The 14573-nt window shown below is 64.8% G+C and carries 14 protein-coding genes; 6 read left to right on the top strand and 8 right to left on the bottom strand.

Features of this window, described 5'->3' with window-relative positions:
• Positions 1-12: 12 nt before the first annotated feature.
• Both SKC41_RS15155 and SKC41_RS15150 read left to right on the top strand, forming a co-directional pair.
• Complete coding sequence (locus SKC41_RS15155) at positions 13-1260, top strand: MFS transporter (RefSeq protein WP_330978325.1); 1248 nt, start codon at positions 13-15, stop codon at positions 1258-1260.
• A 33-nt stretch (positions 1261-1293) separates the two neighbouring features.
• Entirely contained in the window at positions 1294-2649 is a 1356-nt protein-coding gene (locus tag SKC41_RS15150; protein WP_330978903.1) for an FAD-binding oxidoreductase, read from the top strand.
• Positions 2650-3046: 397 nt separating this feature from the next.
• Here SKC41_RS15150 and SKC41_RS15145 read toward each other — a convergent pair whose 3' ends face one another.
• Together SKC41_RS15145 and SKC41_RS15140 are read right to left on the bottom strand one after the other, a co-directional pair.
• A complete protein-coding gene (locus SKC41_RS15145; RefSeq protein WP_330978324.1) occupies positions 3047-3439 on the bottom strand; it encodes a DUF732 domain-containing protein in 393 nt (130 codons plus the stop codon).
• A 201-nt stretch (positions 3440-3640) separates the two neighbouring features.
• Positions 3641-5086 (bottom strand): class I adenylate-forming enzyme family protein, encoded by a 1446-nt coding sequence (locus tag SKC41_RS15140; protein ID WP_330978323.1) that lies wholly within the window; start codon positions 5084-5086, stop codon positions 3641-3643.
• Between the two features lie 119 nt (positions 5087-5205).
• Here SKC41_RS15140 and SKC41_RS15135 point away from each other — a divergent pair, with 119 nt between their 5' ends.
• The 4 genes from SKC41_RS15135 (at position 5206) to SKC41_RS15120 (ending at position 8844) form a co-directional block, all read left to right on the top strand.
• Positions 5206-6027, top strand: a complete 822-nt coding sequence (locus tag SKC41_RS15135; RefSeq protein WP_330978322.1) for an SDR family NAD(P)-dependent oxidoreductase — start codon at positions 5206-5208, stop codon at positions 6025-6027.
• Positions 6024-7166, top strand: a complete 1143-nt coding sequence (locus SKC41_RS15130; RefSeq protein WP_330978321.1) for an acyl-CoA dehydrogenase family protein — start codon at positions 6024-6026, stop codon at positions 7164-7166. Before SKC41_RS15135 ends, SKC41_RS15130 begins: the two co-directional genes overlap by 4 nt.
• Positions 7163-7636 (top strand): Zn-ribbon domain-containing OB-fold protein, encoded by a 474-nt coding sequence (locus SKC41_RS15125; protein ID WP_330978320.1) that lies wholly within the window; start codon positions 7163-7165, stop codon positions 7634-7636. The genes SKC41_RS15130 and SKC41_RS15125 overlap by 4 nt, the downstream gene beginning before the upstream one ends.
• 89 nt (positions 7637-7725) lie before the next feature.
• Entirely contained in the window at positions 7726-8844 is a 1119-nt protein-coding gene (locus SKC41_RS15120) for a phosphotransferase (RefSeq protein ID WP_330978319.1), read from the top strand.
• Positions 8845-8864: 20 nt separating this feature from the next.
• Here SKC41_RS15120 and SKC41_RS15115 read toward each other — a convergent pair whose 3' ends face one another.
• The 6 genes from SKC41_RS15115 to SKC41_RS15090 are packed head-to-tail and all read right to left on the bottom strand — an operon-like array spanning position 8865 to position 14402.
• Positions 8865-9686 (bottom strand): mycofactocin-coupled SDR family oxidoreductase, encoded by an 822-nt coding sequence (locus SKC41_RS15115; protein ID WP_330978318.1) that lies wholly within the window; start codon positions 9684-9686, stop codon positions 8865-8867.
• Positions 9687-9701: 15 nt separating this feature from the next.
• The gene (locus tag SKC41_RS15110; RefSeq protein ID WP_330978317.1) at positions 9702-10112 is read right to left on the bottom strand and encodes a Zn-ribbon domain-containing OB-fold protein; all 411 of its coding nucleotides are present in this window, start codon (positions 10110-10112) and stop codon (positions 9702-9704) included.
• Positions 10109-11245 (bottom strand): thiolase C-terminal domain-containing protein, encoded by a 1137-nt coding sequence (locus SKC41_RS15105; protein WP_330978316.1) that lies wholly within the window; start codon positions 11243-11245, stop codon positions 10109-10111. Before SKC41_RS15105 ends, SKC41_RS15110 begins: the two co-directional genes overlap by 4 nt.
• 13 nt (positions 11246-11258) lie before the next feature.
• Positions 11259-13409 (bottom strand): acyl-CoA dehydrogenase, encoded by a 2151-nt coding sequence (locus SKC41_RS15100; RefSeq protein ID WP_330978315.1) that lies wholly within the window; start codon positions 13407-13409, stop codon positions 11259-11261.
• A 19-nt stretch (positions 13410-13428) separates the two neighbouring features.
• Positions 13429-14037, bottom strand: coding sequence for a nitroreductase family protein (locus SKC41_RS15095; RefSeq protein ID WP_330978314.1), 609 nt, complete (start codon positions 14035-14037; stop codon positions 13429-13431).
• A complete protein-coding gene (locus SKC41_RS15090) occupies positions 14037-14402 on the bottom strand; it encodes a hypothetical protein (RefSeq protein ID WP_330978313.1) in 366 nt (121 codons plus the stop codon). The genes SKC41_RS15095 and SKC41_RS15090 overlap by 1 nt, the downstream gene beginning before the upstream one ends.
• Between the last annotated feature and the right edge of the window lie 171 nt (positions 14403-14573).

The raw sequence follows: 14573 nt of genomic DNA, 5'->3' as shown, positions 1-14573 counted from the left end.
CCGGCGATATTTATGACACATTCCAGCCGCGGTCCGGCAATTCTGATCCTGTTCGCCACGCTGGTGGCGACCGCGGGTACCGGCATTTCATTGGTCGCTTTCCCCTGGCTGGCGTTGCAGCACCGGGGCAGCGCCGGCGACGCGTCGATCGTCGCCGCAGCCATGACGCTGCCGCTGGTGGGATCCACGCTGGTCGCCGGCACCGCGGTCGACTTCTTCGGGCGCCGCCTTGTTTCGTTGGTGTCCGATTCGCTGTCCGGCACGGCAGTGGCGGCGGTGCCGCTGATCGCCTGGGTATTCGGCGCCAACGCGATCAACGTCGCCGAGCTGGCCGCGCTGGCATTCTTTTCGGCCGCTTTCGACCCGGCCGGGACGACGGCACGCCAGTCGATGCTGCCCGAGGCCGCCGCCCGCGCCGGCTGGTCGCTGGACCGCACCAACAGCGTTTACGAAGCGATTCTCAACCTCGCGTACATCGTGGGCCCGGGTATCGGCGGTTTGATGATCGCCACGGTCGGCGGCGTCAACACCATGTGGATCACCGCGGGTTGTTTTGGGTTGTCGTTCATCGCAATTGGCGCGCTGCGACTCGAGGGCACCGGCAAGCCGCACCACACGGCCCGCCCCGACGGGCTGGTGTCCGGGGTCGCCGAGGGCCTGCGATTTGTCTGGAACCTGCGGGTGCTGCGGACGCTCGGCTTGATCGACCTGGTGGTCACCGCGCTGTATCTGCCGATGGAAAGCGTGCTGTTTCCCAAATACTTCAGCGACCGTCAGCAACCCGCGCAGCTGGGCTGGGCGTTGGCGGCGCTCGGGGTCGGCGGTGTCGTGGGCGCGCTCGGCTATGCCGTGCTGTCGAAATACGTGCGACGGCGCACGGCCTTGCTGATCGCGACCCTGACCTTCGGTGCCGCGTCGGTCGGCATCGCGTTCCTACCGCCGTTGCCGGTGATCCTGGTGCTGTGCGCGGTGACCGGCTTGGTCTACGGGCCCATTCAGCCGATCTACAACTACGTGATGCAGACCCGGGCCCCGCACCAGCTGCGCGGCCGAGTGGTCGGGGTGATGACGGGGTTGATGTACGCCGCGGGCCCGTTGGGCTTGCTGGTGGCCGGTCCCCTGGCCGATACCGCCGGGCTGCGGGTGACGTTTTTGACGTTGGCGGTGCCCATCATTGTTGTCGGCCTGATCGCGTGCGCGCTGCCGTCGCTGCGCGAACTCGATCGCGCGCCGGAGTTTGCTGAGGATTCCGCGCCGTAAAATCGGCACGTGAGCGCCACAGTCAATGCAGACATGCTGGCCGGCCTGATCGCCGACCTGCCGGACGGGATGGTGGTCACCGACCCGACCATCACCGACGGCTACCGACACGACCGCGCCTTCGACCCGTCGGCGGGCACACCGCTGGCCGTGGTCCGGCCGCGCTGCACCGAAGACGTGCAGAAGGTGCTGCGCTGGGCCACCGCCCACCGGGTGCCCGTCGTGCCCCGGGGGGCCGGCACCGGCTTATCGGGCGGGGCGACGGCGCTGGCCGACGGGATCGTGTTGTCGACGGAGAAGATGCGCGACATCATCGTCGACCCGGTCACCCGGACCGCGGTATGCCAGCCCGGCCTGCTCAACGCCGAGGTGAAGAAGGCCGTCGCCGGATACGGCCTGTGGTACCCGCCGGACCCGTCGTCGTACGAAATCTGCAGCATCGGCGGCAATATCGCCACCAACGCCGGAGGCTTGTGCTGTGTGAAGTATGGCGTCACCACCGATTACGTGCTGGGCATGCAAGTGGTGCTGGCCGACGGCACCGCGGTGCGGCTGGGCGGTCCTCGGCTGAAGGACGTGGCGGGGCTTTCGCTGACCAAGCTGTTCGTCGGCAGCGAAGGCACGCTGGGCGTCGTGACGGAGGTGACGCTGCGGCTGCTGCCCGCGCAGAACACGTCGAGCGTCGTGGTGGCCAGCTTCGCCTCGGTCGAGTCGGCTGTCGACGCGGTGCTGGGGGTCGCGTCACGGCTGCGGCCCGCAATGCTGGAGTTCATGGATTCGGTGGCGATCAACGCCGTCGAGGACATCCTGCGCATGGACCTCGATCGCGGGGCCGCCGCGATGCTGGTGGCCGGCTCCGATGAACGCGGCCGCGCCAGCGGTGAGGACGCCGAACTGATCGCGGCGATATTCGCCGAAAATAATGCAACGGACGTTTTCACCACCGATGACCCGGACGAGGGCGAGGCGTTCGTCGCCGCGCGCCGGTTCTGCATCCCGGCCGTCGAGGCCAAGGGATCGCTGCTGCTCGAAGACGTCGGGGTGCCGCTTCCGGCGCTGGGCAAGCTGGTGACCGGGATTGCGCGCATCGCCGCGGAACGCGACCTGATGATCTCGGTGATCGCCCACGCCGGCGACGGCAACACGCATCCGCTGATCGTGTACGACCCTGCGGATCCCGCGATGGCGAAGCGCGCCCAGGTCGCGTTCGGCGAAATCATGGATCTGGCCGTCGGATTGGGCGGCACGATCACCGGCGAGCACGGGGTGGGCCGGCTGAAGCGGCCCTGGCTGGACGGCTACCTCGGGCCGGAGGTGATGGCGCTGAACCACCGCATCAAGCAGGCACTGGACCCGTTAGGCATCCTCAACCCCGGCGCGGCGATCTAGTGCTTGTTCCGCCCGAGTGCGCGGCCGGGCTTGCACTCGGCTACAGGTTCTCATTCCCAGTGTCATATGCCGCCGGCTCAAACTGCGGCGATACCACGCGTCTGACCTGTTTTCTATCTCGTCTCACATCGCTGCGGGGCAAGGTTTGCCTCACGAATCACCGCTATTCAGCACGCAGTCGCGTGGGGCCTATATGACATCGACATGACACGGCAGATGGGCGTATGACACCGGGTTTGGGACCCTACAACTGCTGTAGGTTCACACGCTGCGTGGCGGTTGGAGACGTCTCTAGCTGCGGGTTTGCAGAATTCTCATCGAAATGGCGGGGAGGGGTTTTCTTATCTTTGTGGCGGATCCTAGAACCAGACGGTTCCACTGGTTGCCGAAAATAGCCTCAGTAGTAGGTACCGGGCGCGGCTACGCCGGCTGGCGGTTGGTAACCAGCGGCTGACTTCCGCAGCTGCCATATCAGCTCAGGACACAGCAAGTCGACCGCATATGAGACCAAGTAATTAGCCGCAAACTCGTCGTTGGGGGTGACGTCACCCTTGACGTCACCCATAACCTGCGCGTAGGCATCGCCGCGGCCGACCTTCTCGCAGATCCCGTGACCGTAGGCAAGCGCGTCGTTGTTCGGAAAGCCGTAATGCCGCCGTACCACCACGTTGTAGACATACTCGACCTCAGGCGCCGGTACGGCGCGCGCCGCCGGTGCCAGAGTCAGCGCGACTCCGCTGACGGCAGTTGCGGCGACGACCACCGCGATGAGCATGTTCGTACTCTTCATGGCTGGCAACTCGAACAAACGACGGCAACCCTGTGTCGACCTGCTGATGCGACCGGGCTTCGCGCGGCTATCGGCATACACCGAGACGTTAAACTATATAACGGATAAGATCTAGAAATTCCCGCGATCTCCGCGGCGCCGACCGAAGACAGCGGACGTGAGTGAGTGAGTAGGTCTCCGACGGTTGCGTGTGCACAAAATTCAAGTTGACCCACTGTGCCGACGCGCCAGGTGTGATTTCCGAAGTTGGTCGCGAACGACCTTGCCTGCGCTGTTCAGCGGCAGTTCGGCGACCGCGTACCAGTACCGCGGAATCTTGAAGCCGGCGAGCGTGACGCGCGTGAAGGAAGCCAGTTGCTCGGGCTGTGGCGGATGAGCCGGGTCCGACGGAACTATGAACGCGGCCAAGGTTTCTCCGAGTCGCGGATCCGGCACGCCCACTACCCCGACCGCGGCGACGGCGGGGTGGGCACTGAGCACATTCTCGACTTCAACGGGATATATGTTCTCCCCGCCGCGAACCACCATGTCGTGCCGACGACCACAGAGACGGAGATATCCGTGGGCATCCAGCACGCCCAGATCCCCCGTGTGCAACCAGCCGTCGGCGTCCTGAACGGGAAGGTGCGCTGCGGCGGCGAGCACTTCACCGATTCCTGCCCGGTCCGGCTGATCGATCTGCAGCCGAAGACCGCTCACCGGTCGGCCGACGGTGGATAGAACGCCGGGGTTGTTGACTGCGGCCAATCGATGATCGTCTGGGCCCAAGCTAGTGATTGGGCTGCCCTCGGTCTGGCCGTAAAGGCTGACCATCGCGACGTCCGGAACGACGTCGAGTACGCGTCGCAACGTCTCGACGGTGATCGGCGATGCACCATAGATCAAAGTCTTCAGCGGAAGCGCACCGAGAAGTCCTTCGCTGAGCAGCATTTCGATCATCGTCGGCACAAGTAGACAATGGGTGGCGTTGAGTGGCTTCAAGTTTCGCCACCAGTCGAACGAGAATCTGGTGGTGGGGATAACCGCGGCACCGGCGGTGAGAGCCACCAAGACGTTGCCCAGCCCGCCGATGTGATGTAGCGGTGAGCCGGTCGCGTAACGGTCGTCGGGCCCGATGCCGATCAAGTGCCGCAGCAACTCCGCGCGGGCGTCCAGCACTCGCTCGGTGAGCGGAACTCGCTTGGGAACTCCGGTCGTCCCCGCGGTGTGCAGGTAGATCGCTGTGGGACCGGGCGCCGGATGCAGCGAACGACTCGACACCGGCAAGCAGGGTATTGTCGCCGCCGCTATCCCGACGCTGTCGGCGACCTGGCGAGCCGTCTCAGCGAACGCGGCCTCGGTGAGCAGGACCGACGAGCCGCTCCGACGCACCATCTCGGCCAGCTCCGCTGGAGTCTGTCGCGGCCCGAGTAGAGCCAGCGGTCTGTTGGCTGCCACACCACCTAACAGAAGTGCCAGCGCGCGTGCGTTTGTGGTGAGCAACGCGGGTATCGACTGACCTGCCGGCACGTCGAGGTCGACGAGCAGGTCCGCGGCCGCCACGGCTTGTCCGATCAGTTCGCGGCCACTGACCGAACCCTCATCGCCGATGACCGCGGAACGTTCACTGCGCTCGTGGACGGCGCAAATCCGCTCGAGCCACGTCATAGCAGCGGCCGAACCGAACTGGTGGAAAAGGAAATACTCAACGCCCTCCTCGCCGTTTTCCCAAAACGATAAATAGTTTACTGTTTACGTGGATTAACGCGAAGGAGGGCACGGGCGACGTGCGGATCATCGTCACGGGCGGAAACAGTGGCGTCGGGAAAGCGACCGCGCACGCAATGGCCGCTGCCGGCCACGAAGTGATCATCGCGTGCCGAACCCCGGCAAAGGCGTACGAGGCCGCGGCGTCGATGCCCGGTGACGTCGAGGTGCGCGAGCTGGACTTGGCCGACCTCACCAGCGTGCGCAAGTTCGCCGATACCGTCGACCACGTCGACGTATTGGTGAACAACGCCGGCGTGCTGGGCTTGCCGCTGACGCGAACAGCGGACGGCTTCGAGGCTCACATGGGCACCAACCACCTTGGCCACTTCGCGTTGACCTGCCTGCTCGGCGACCGGATCCGCGACCGTGTCGTGGCAGTGGCCAGCACCAACTACAACACCGCCCGAATGCACTTCGACGACCTCAACTACCACCATCGCCGTTACAACCCGTGGTCGGCCTACGGAGAATCCAAACTGGCGAACCTGCTCTTCGTGCGGGAATTGGTCGCCCGCGGCAAGACCGCCTACGCCTCCGATCCCGGCATGACGGACACCGGGATCACTCGCAACGGCTCGGGTGCACTGCGGTGGGCCGGCCGAGTGCTCTCGCCGCGCATCGCACAGAGCCCGGCTGACGGTGCCCGGTCGACCATTCAGGCGATCACCACAACCTTGCCCAACGGCACCTACATCGCGCCGCGCGGCTTGATGCACCAGTGGGGCACACCGAAGCCGACCACGCTCAAAGACAAGGCGCGCGATGCGGACAGCGCGCGACGACTCTGGGAGATCTCGGCAGAATTGACCGGTTGCCAGTGGCAAGATGGGCGTTCATGACCGTCGAGCGTCTGCTGCCGACACCCGAAGCACGCGAACTGGTTCGCCTCGCGGCCGATGTCGCCGACAAGGTGCTCGATCCGATCGTCGACGTGCACGAGAAGAACGAGACCTACCCCGAAGGAGTCTTCGCGACGCTGGGTGAGACCGGTCTGCTGACACTGCCGCACCCGCAGGAATGGGGCGGTGGCGGACAACCCTACGAGGTATACCTGCAGGTTCTCGAGGAATTGGCCGCCCGGTGGGCGGCAGTTGCCGTAGCCGTCAGCGTCCACGTACTGGCCTGCCATCCGTTGATCTCTTTCGGCACCGACGAGCAACAACAGCAGTGGCTGCCGACCATGCTGAGTGGTCACACGATCGGCGCCTACAGCTTGTCCGAGCCGCAGGCCGGTTCCGACGCCGCCGCCCTGACCTGCAAGGCTGCGGCAGTCGATGGCGGTTACCGCGTCAGCGGCGCGAAGGCCTGGATCACCCACGGCGGCATCGCAGATTTCTACAGCCTCTTCGCCCGCACTGGCGAAGGGGCACAAGGTATTTCATGCTTCCTGGTAGACAAGGACACCGACGGACTGACGTTCGGCAGACCCGAGGAGAAGATGGGCTTGCATGCCGTTCCGACCACCACAGCGCACTACGACAATGCGTTCGTGGCTGCCCAACGCCGAATCGGCGCCCAGGGCCAGGGCCTCCAGATCGCCTTCAGCGCACTCGATTCCGGACGTCTCGGCATCGCCGCGGTCGCCGTCGGGCTTGCGCAGGCGGCACTCGACGAGGCGATTTCCTATGCGCAGCAACGGACGACCTTCGGCCGCAAGATCATCGATCATCAAGGTCTGGCGTTCCTGCTGGCCGATATGGCCGCCGCGGTCGAATCCGCGCGCGCCACATACCTGGACGCCGCCCGCCGCCGCGACGCGGGCCTCCCCTACTCGCGCAACGCTTCAGTGGCGAAGCTCATTGCCACCGACGCCGCAATGAAGGTCACCACCGACGCCGTCCAGGTTTTCGGCGGTTACGGCTACACGAGGGACTATCGCGTCGAGCGCTACATGCGCGAAGCCAAGATCACGCAGATCTTCGAGGGCACCAACCAGATTCAGCGACTGGTCATCGGCAGATCATTGGCCGGATCATGACAGCCGAGATCGGTTCACCGAACGGCGCCTACCAACGTCCACAGTTCCGATTGGCGCCCAGCCCTACCGCGGAGTCGCGTGCATTCTGGACCGGTGGTCGCAATGGCCAGTTACTGATCACCCGCTGCCACGGCTGCGGCCACTTCTTTCACCCGCCGGGCCCAGCCTGCTGGCGTTGCCGAAGTACTGACGTTGCACCCGAACCCGTCTCCGGGCAGGCCACCGTCGCGGCGTTTACGGTCAACCGCCAGAACTGGATTCCGGGTTTCGAACCGCCCTATATCGTCGCGATGGTCGAACTTGCCGAGGATCCCGACGTCCGCCTCATTACCAATGTGGTCGACGTCGCCCCGGACGAGATCAGCGTCGGTATGCGGGTAGAAGCCTTCTTCGAAGACTGGACCGCGCTGTCGGGTGCCGAGGATAGCCGGATGTGGTTGCCGCTATTCCGTCCCGCCAAGGCGACCTAGGTAGAGGCGCGAAACCTCCTCATTCCCATGGCCTTGGTGATAACATGACAGCCAACTGTCATAATTGAATCTCAACGATGAGGATTGCGATGACCGGCCAAGCTCTGCACGTCACGCTTCAGTCCGCAGACGACATCAAGCCCGAGGTTCTGACGTCGCTATTACGCCGACACGATCCCGACACGACGGTTACCGGCGTCACGATTGGACACACCTGGCAGGGCACCACATCGCACCTGCATCTCGATGTGACGTACGCCGATCCACACACCCGACTTCCGAAGCGCCTCTTCATCAAAACGCAACTCAGGACAGTGCACGACCTGCCGGAGGCGTTCGACCAATCGCTTTCCGAAGGCGGAGGCGGGACGGTCCTTTACGACGACGAGACACGGTTCTACCGAGACCTCCGTCCAGATCTGAACGTCGAGACGATGACGACCTTCTTCGCCGACCACCTCGACGGCCCGTCGCAGTTTCTGATCCTCGGAGAGGACATCACCTTGCGCGGCGCGCAGGTCCCTGATGCGGTGACGGGCCTCAGCGTCGAGCAGGCCGACGCGCTGCTCGCAACGTTGAGCCAACTGCACGCTCCGTTCTGGGGCAGCCAACGGCTGGCTGAGGGCGGCGACCTGTCCTGGTTACAGGATTCCGTCACCGGCGGATTCGCACACTTTCTGCGCGACAACGGGTTCGCGATAATCCGCGCCCTCATTGACGCCCCGTACAAGACGGCGCTTCTTGATGCCGCCGGCACCGACATGAATGGTATGGAAGCCGCCTTCTGGAGACTCCAGGAGCGGGTGGCCCGCGACCCGATCACCGTGCTGCACGGCGACCCGCACCTACGCAACACCTATGCGCTGCCCGACGGCCGAATGGGTTTGCTTGACTGGCAACTGATTCGGCGCGGCTCGTGGTCCCACGACGTCGGCTATGCGTTGATCGCCGCACTGCCTCCTGAGCTTCGACGGGCCCATGAGCGCGAGCTGCTGGACAACTATCGCGGCCGGCTGGTCGACGCCGGCGTCACCTCGCTGACCGACCGCGAGTCGATGTGGACCGCGTATCGAGAGAGCCCCGCTTGGGGTTTCTGCATGTGGGCGATCGCGCCCGACCAGATGTATTCGGTCGAGGTCGTCGGCGCGGTGCTCGGCCGCTTCGCCGAGGCCTACTCGGACCTGGGCACCGGCACGTTGCTGAGCTGACTCCGTGCGGCAACAGCCGTCTAGGTCATGTTCATGCCGGCGTCGAGCATTAGCGTTGTGCCGGTGTAGTACCGGCCACTGTCGGCGACCAGGAACAGTACTGTTTCCGAGACGTCGGCCGGTTCGATCACCGTGACCGGCAGGGCATTTGTCATCGCCTTGGCGAGATGCTCGTTCTGGGCGATCACCTCGAACAGCGCCGGGTTCTCCACGATCATGGCGGTATTGACACCGGTCGGTGCGATCGCCATGACACGAATGTTCTTGGCCGCCATGCGCTGTGCGTAGGCCCGTACCAGTCCGGTCACACCGATTTTCGCCGCGGCGTACGCGTCCGCGCCGCCGCTGCCGTCCGTCAGCGCCTTCAGACCAGCCATCGAGCTGGTGGCGACAATGGCACCGCCGCGATCGGACTTCATCATGTGGGCGCTCGCGATCTGCAGGGTGTTCCACACACCGGTGAGCAGCACGCCGATGCCGAGTTCCCACGCCGCCTCGGGATCGGGCTCGTCGACCCGGTTCAGTACGATCCCCGCGTTCGCCACCACCGTATCGATGTAGCCGAATTCTGCGACGCCATCGTCGAAAGCGGCCTGAAGTGTTTTACGGTCGCGGACATCAGCCTGCCGGGCAATCATCCGCTGACCGGTCTTCTCCACCAAATTGACGGTCTCGTCGAGGTCTTCCGGCGTGGCCATCGCATACAGCACGCCGTCGAGTTGGCGACAAATGTCGACACCAACAATATCGGCGCCCTCCTCGGCCAACCGGACAGCGTGTGACCGCCCCTGGCCCTTGCCGGCTCCGGTGATGAAGGCGACGCGACCGTCCATTCTGCCCATCTGTTGCTCCCAGCCTTACTTGATGACGAATTCTGGTATGCGGTAGCCGCTTTCGCCGAGGTCGACGATGCGCATCCGCACCGGCTGTCCAATCCGGACATCGGCGGGATCGGCATCGATGACCGCGTTGATCCGCAATCCCGGCTGCTCGGCCAGTTCGACGAGCCCGACGACATAGGGGGGCACGCGGCCGGGCACGAGGGCCTGGCGGATCACGATGTAGCTGAAGATCGTGCCATCGCCGCTGACCTCCTCGAAGTGCACAGGGCCACCGGTGTACCGGCTGCGCTCCAACGGCGGATGAATCCACTTCCCGGTGTCGTCGCAGCGGCACAGCATCAACTTGCCGTCCTTCAGGCCCTGCCAGTACGGTGCCGAATCGGGGTCGGGCACCGGAACCGGTGCCGCCAGTGCAGGATTCGTCACGGGTGCTCCTTGCTGTAGACATTCGCGCCGCCGAAGGGCCCGCCGCCCGCGGTGACCAGGGCCAGCTTGGCGTCCTTGACCTGACGTACACCCGCCGCATGGCGCAACTGCAGCGCAGCCTCGTAGTGATGATTGAGACCATGGATGTATCCCTCGGACAGCAACCCACCGTGCGGGTTGACCACCACGTCGCCGCCGTAGGTGGCGCGTCCGGTCGAAAAGAACTTGCCCACTTCGCCTTTCTCGCAGAAGCCGAAGCCCTCCATGGTGGCCATCACCGTGTAGGTGAAGCAGTCGTACATGCAGGCCACGTCCATATCCGACGGACTCAGTCCCGTCTTCTCCCAGATCTTGGGACCTGCTGTGCGCGAGTACATCTCGGTGGGATCGTCCCACTCGCTCCAGCCGGCACCGCCCTGCGAATTCGACGATCCGACCAACCACATCGGCGGCTGCTTGGTGTTACGAGCGATATCCTCACCGACGATCAGCACGGCTACCGCGCCGTCGACCTCCGACGTGCAGTCCAGTACCCGGAACGGCTCGTTGATCCAGCGCGCCGCAAGATAGTCATCCATAGTGAGCGGTTCGCGTCGCAGAGCGTGCTCGTTGGGCCCCGCGTGATTGCGCTGAATGATCGCGATATGCCCCAGATCCTCGCTGGTCGAACCGTACTCGTGCTGATGACGGCGAGCCCACATCGCGAACCACTGCGGCGGCACCATGAATCCGGACGCTGTATCGAACTGATCGTGGTGCTGTACCTGCATCGGTCCCTCGACATGGCCGAACCGGTAGCCCGAGCGGCCGTTGAGCGACCGGTACACCAGCACGGCCTTGCACATACCGGCCTCGATGACAGCGGCGGCGGTGGCGATTTGGTCAGCCACGAGATTGCCGCCGCCATACATGGCGTTGGCCCAGGCCAGTTCGTCGATACCCAGCGCCCACCCAACGTAGATCGGCTGCTCGGAGTCGTTGGCCATGAAAGTGCAGATACCGTCGATATCGGTCGGCGTGAGGCCCGCATCGGCGATAGCATCACGGCAAGCAGCCACGGCCATCCCGCGGGTGGTGCGGCCGGAGTTACGGGAGTACTCGGTACGCCCGATCCCGACGACGGCACAGGTCATGCGACGCTCCGATCTACTTAGGAGCCGGATCGCGCGGCAGGCCCAGAATGCGCTCGGCGATCAAGTTTCTGACGATTTCCGACGTGCCGCCGGCGATCGTCAGGCAACGGCTGAACAGATAGTCGTGCACGACGTTGGGCTCTTCACCGACCAGGATTGCCGGGCCGGCAATACGCAGTGCCAGTTCGGCCACGCGCTGGGCGTGCTCGACCCCGAAGAGCTTGGCGATGTTGCCTTCGATTCCAGGCCCGGAGTCAAAGACGGCCCGCGCCGCCTGCCGCAGGTTCAGCGTGGCCAGGGTGTAAGCCTCGATCAGCAGTTCACCGACGTCGCGTGCCGAGCCGGTGTCGTCGGGCCGGTGCCGGGCCAATAGACCGATCAATGCGTCGGCGGTCATAGTGACCGAGCCACCGCCGATCGATACCCGCTCGTTGCCGAAGGCCGCCATCGCCACGGTCCACCCGTCGTTCACACCGCCGACCACATCACGATCGGGGACGAAGACGTCGTCGAAGAAGACCTCGTTGAACAGTGTCTCGCCGGTGATCTCGGTGAGTGGTCGTATTCGTACCGCCGGATCGGCGAGATCAATGATCATCGCCGTAATGCCTTTGTGCTTGCGCACGTTCGGATCGGTGCGCACGGTGGCCAGCCCACGCTGACAATTCACCGCGTCACTGGTCCACACTTTCTGTCCGGTGACCACCCAGCCGTCGTCGACTCTTCTTGCTTTGGTGGCTACTGCCGCCGCATCCGAGCCGGCGCCGGGCTCGCTGAATAGCTGGCACCACCGCAGCTCACCCTCGAGGCTAGGCCAGATCAATCGGTCGACCTGTTCGGCGCTTCCGTGCTGCAGCAGCGTCGGCACCACCCATTCGCCGAGCCCGAGGCTGGGTTTGTCCAACCCGTCCAGGGCATCCTCGATGATCAACTGCTCGACGCTGTTCGCGGCCCGTCCGTACGGCGCCGGCCAGTGTGGTTGCAGGTATCCGCTGCGCGCCCAAAGCCTTTGGTGATCGTCGGCGTCGGACGCCTCTAGTTCGGCGCGGAATTCCAGCGCGGCCTGGCGATATTGTTCGGCGCCCTCGGGCAGGTCCACCGACTGGCGCCGGCGCACACCATCGCGTTGCAGCGCGATCACCTTGTCCCGCAGTGCATCCCGATCGCCGGCGAGCGCCTGCAGCACGGTGGCCCGCCTGATGTAGAGGTGGGCATCGTGCTCCCAGGTATAGCCGATGCCGCCGTGCACCTGCACGTTCTGCAGCGCCACCCGCTGATATGCCGTCAACGCGTGTCCGGCGGCCATCGTCGCCGCCAGTTCGGCCTCGACGCCGACAGCGCGCGCGGCATCCCATGTTGCGGCGGTGGCAAGCTCGGTATCGACCAGCATGTTCGCGCAGTGATGTTTGACCGCCTGAAACGAGCCGATAGGTCTGCCGAATTGCTCGCGTGTGGCTGCGTAGGTCGTCGCCATCTCGGTGCACGCGCCCAGCCCGCCAACGGCTTCGGCCGCGGCCAGCAGCCGAAGAATGCGTGTCGCTGTCCCGGCAGCGCCTGGGAAGATCTCACAAACCGGCGCGGAGCTCAGGTTGACCACGATCACCGGTGCGAACAGCTGATCCACTGAGCCAATGGTTCGGATGCTGACCCCGTCACCGGCCTGCACCAGGACGAGGTCGTCGCCGGATGCAAGCAAGAAAAGGTCGGCGGCCGCCTCGGCCAGGGCGGGCACCGCAGCGGCTGAGACCATCGAATCGCGAAGGACGACAGCGCTGTTCGTGCCGATACCCGCGACCACGTCACCGGATACCAGCCGCGGCAACCACCGTTCACGCTGCTCGTCGGTCCCTACCTCGGCGATCACCGCGGACACCGCGACCGTGGGCAGGAAGGGTCCGCCCAGCGCGGCGCGACCGAGCTGCTCCAGCACAACCGTCAGTTCAGGCAGTCCGTAACCCTGACCGTCGAACCGTTCGTCGAGATGCAGGCCAAGCCATCCGGTAGAGACCATTTCCTTCCAGAGTCCGTCGGTGGACCACCACCGATCAGTCTTGTCGCGGTCGAGCAGAACACGGCGCGCACCCGCGGTGCCCGCGCGCCCGGCTACCATCGCGGCCGCGACTTCGGCGAGCGCGCGGTGGTCCTCCGTTATCGCCAATGGCATTGGCAACTCTCCATTCTCGTCACCACGGGTTACCGAAACCCTCACGGTAGGTCACCGACGTCGCCGGGCGGCGGCGCGGTGGTGAAAGCTTGAGCGCGGGCACGCCCACGTAGACCGCGGCCATCGGTATCAGGTTCTGCGGCAGCTGCAGCAGTTCCCGCACCCGATCGACACCAAAGGTGGTCAGACCGGTGGTCAGACACGAGCCATATCCCAGGTCGGCGGCGGCAAGCAGCATGTTCTGCACGGCAGGGTAGATCGACGACGGTGCATAGATCTCCGGCACGCGATCCGTGTCGGCGCACACCACTATGACAACCGGTGCCGCGGCGAAGCCGCCTTTGCTAAAACCGAATTCGAGGTCGGCGACCAGCACCTTGTCTTCGACGCTTTGCCTGACGAAGTCGCCGCCGCCGGCATTCCACGTCTCCGTCCACCACGCGGCCAGCAGCGCGCGGTTGCTGTCATCGCGGACCACGATGAACGTCCAAGGCTGGGTATTCTCCGCGCTCGGCGCGTGCACCGCGGCTGCCAGTATCTGCTCGACGTCGGAATCGGGCACCTTGCCGTCCGGATCGAAGCGCCGACACGCGCGCTGGGCGTGAATGCGGGCGAGCAACTCGCCCACTAGCGCTCCGCCAGCACGCGTTCGCCCCGCGGTGCCCACCCGGTAAGGGACACCGTGGTCAGATCTAGCCACTCCCCCAACGAAAGTGTGCCGGCTACGACGCGCTTCAGGAACTCCGCCATCACGACCTCGGGCTCGTTGTCCAGCTCGTAGATCACCATGTAGCGATGCGTCGGCGGCGGCAACTGAGCCGGCAGGTCGGGGTCGTCGGGAACCTTCAGCTCGGTAATGTCATACCGTTGCGCCGCAACGACTCCGGGAACTTCGAGAACCTCTGGCACGTGCTGAGCGTCATACCACTTGTTGAAGGCATCATCTTCGCCCTCGATCGGATTGGTGAGCGCAATGAACAGGTTCGGATCCACGCAACACGCCTTTCGCAACAGCCAGGGGTCACAGTCACATTATGACAGTCCACTGCCATAGTCAATGCCAGGCGCATCCGTCTTGACGTGTGACAGTAGACTGCCATAATGAGACCGTCGCGATCGGCGTGCCCCCGGAACCTCCTGTCAGCGCTCCGCCACCCGGCCATG

Origin of the sequence: Mycobacterium sp. 050128 (genome assembly GCF_036409155.1) — a bacterium.
Lineage (GTDB): Bacteria > Actinomycetota > Actinomycetes > Mycobacteriales > Mycobacteriaceae > Mycobacterium.
Note: the sequence above shows the minus strand (reverse complement) of the source record. Positions and strands in the feature narration are given on the sequence as shown.

Excerpts from the sequence above, each read along its gene's own strand:
- SKC41_RS15150 (WP_330978903.1), top strand. The coding sequence starts at position 1,294 with ATGCTGGCCGGCCTGATCGCCGACCTGCCGGACGGGATGGTGGTCACC.
- SKC41_RS15125 (WP_330978320.1), top strand. The coding sequence starts at position 7,163 with ATGACAGCCGAGATCGGTTCACCGAACGGCGCCTACCAACGTCCACAG.
- SKC41_RS15155 (WP_330978325.1), top strand. The coding sequence starts at position 13 with ATGACACATTCCAGCCGCGGTCCGGCAATTCTGATCCTGTTCGCCACG.
- SKC41_RS15145 (WP_330978324.1), bottom strand. The coding sequence starts at position 3,439 with ATGAAGAGTACGAACATGCTCATCGCGGTGGTCGTCGCCGCAACTGCC.
- SKC41_RS15130 (WP_330978321.1), top strand. The coding sequence starts at position 6,024 with ATGACCGTCGAGCGTCTGCTGCCGACACCCGAAGCACGCGAACTGGTT.
- SKC41_RS15105 (WP_330978316.1), bottom strand. The coding sequence starts at position 11,245 with ATGACCTGTGCCGTCGTCGGGATCGGGCGTACCGAGTACTCCCGTAAC.
- SKC41_RS15115 (WP_330978318.1), bottom strand. The coding sequence starts at position 9,686 with ATGGGCAGAATGGACGGTCGCGTCGCCTTCATCACCGGAGCCGGCAAG.
- SKC41_RS15140 (WP_330978323.1), bottom strand. The coding sequence starts at position 5,086 with ATGACGTGGCTCGAGCGGATTTGCGCCGTCCACGAGCGCAGTGAACGT.
- SKC41_RS15120 (WP_330978319.1), top strand. The coding sequence starts at position 7,726 with ATGACCGGCCAAGCTCTGCACGTCACGCTTCAGTCCGCAGACGACATC.
- SKC41_RS15100 (WP_330978315.1), bottom strand. The coding sequence starts at position 13,409 with ATGCCATTGGCGATAACGGAGGACCACCGCGCGCTCGCCGAAGTCGCG.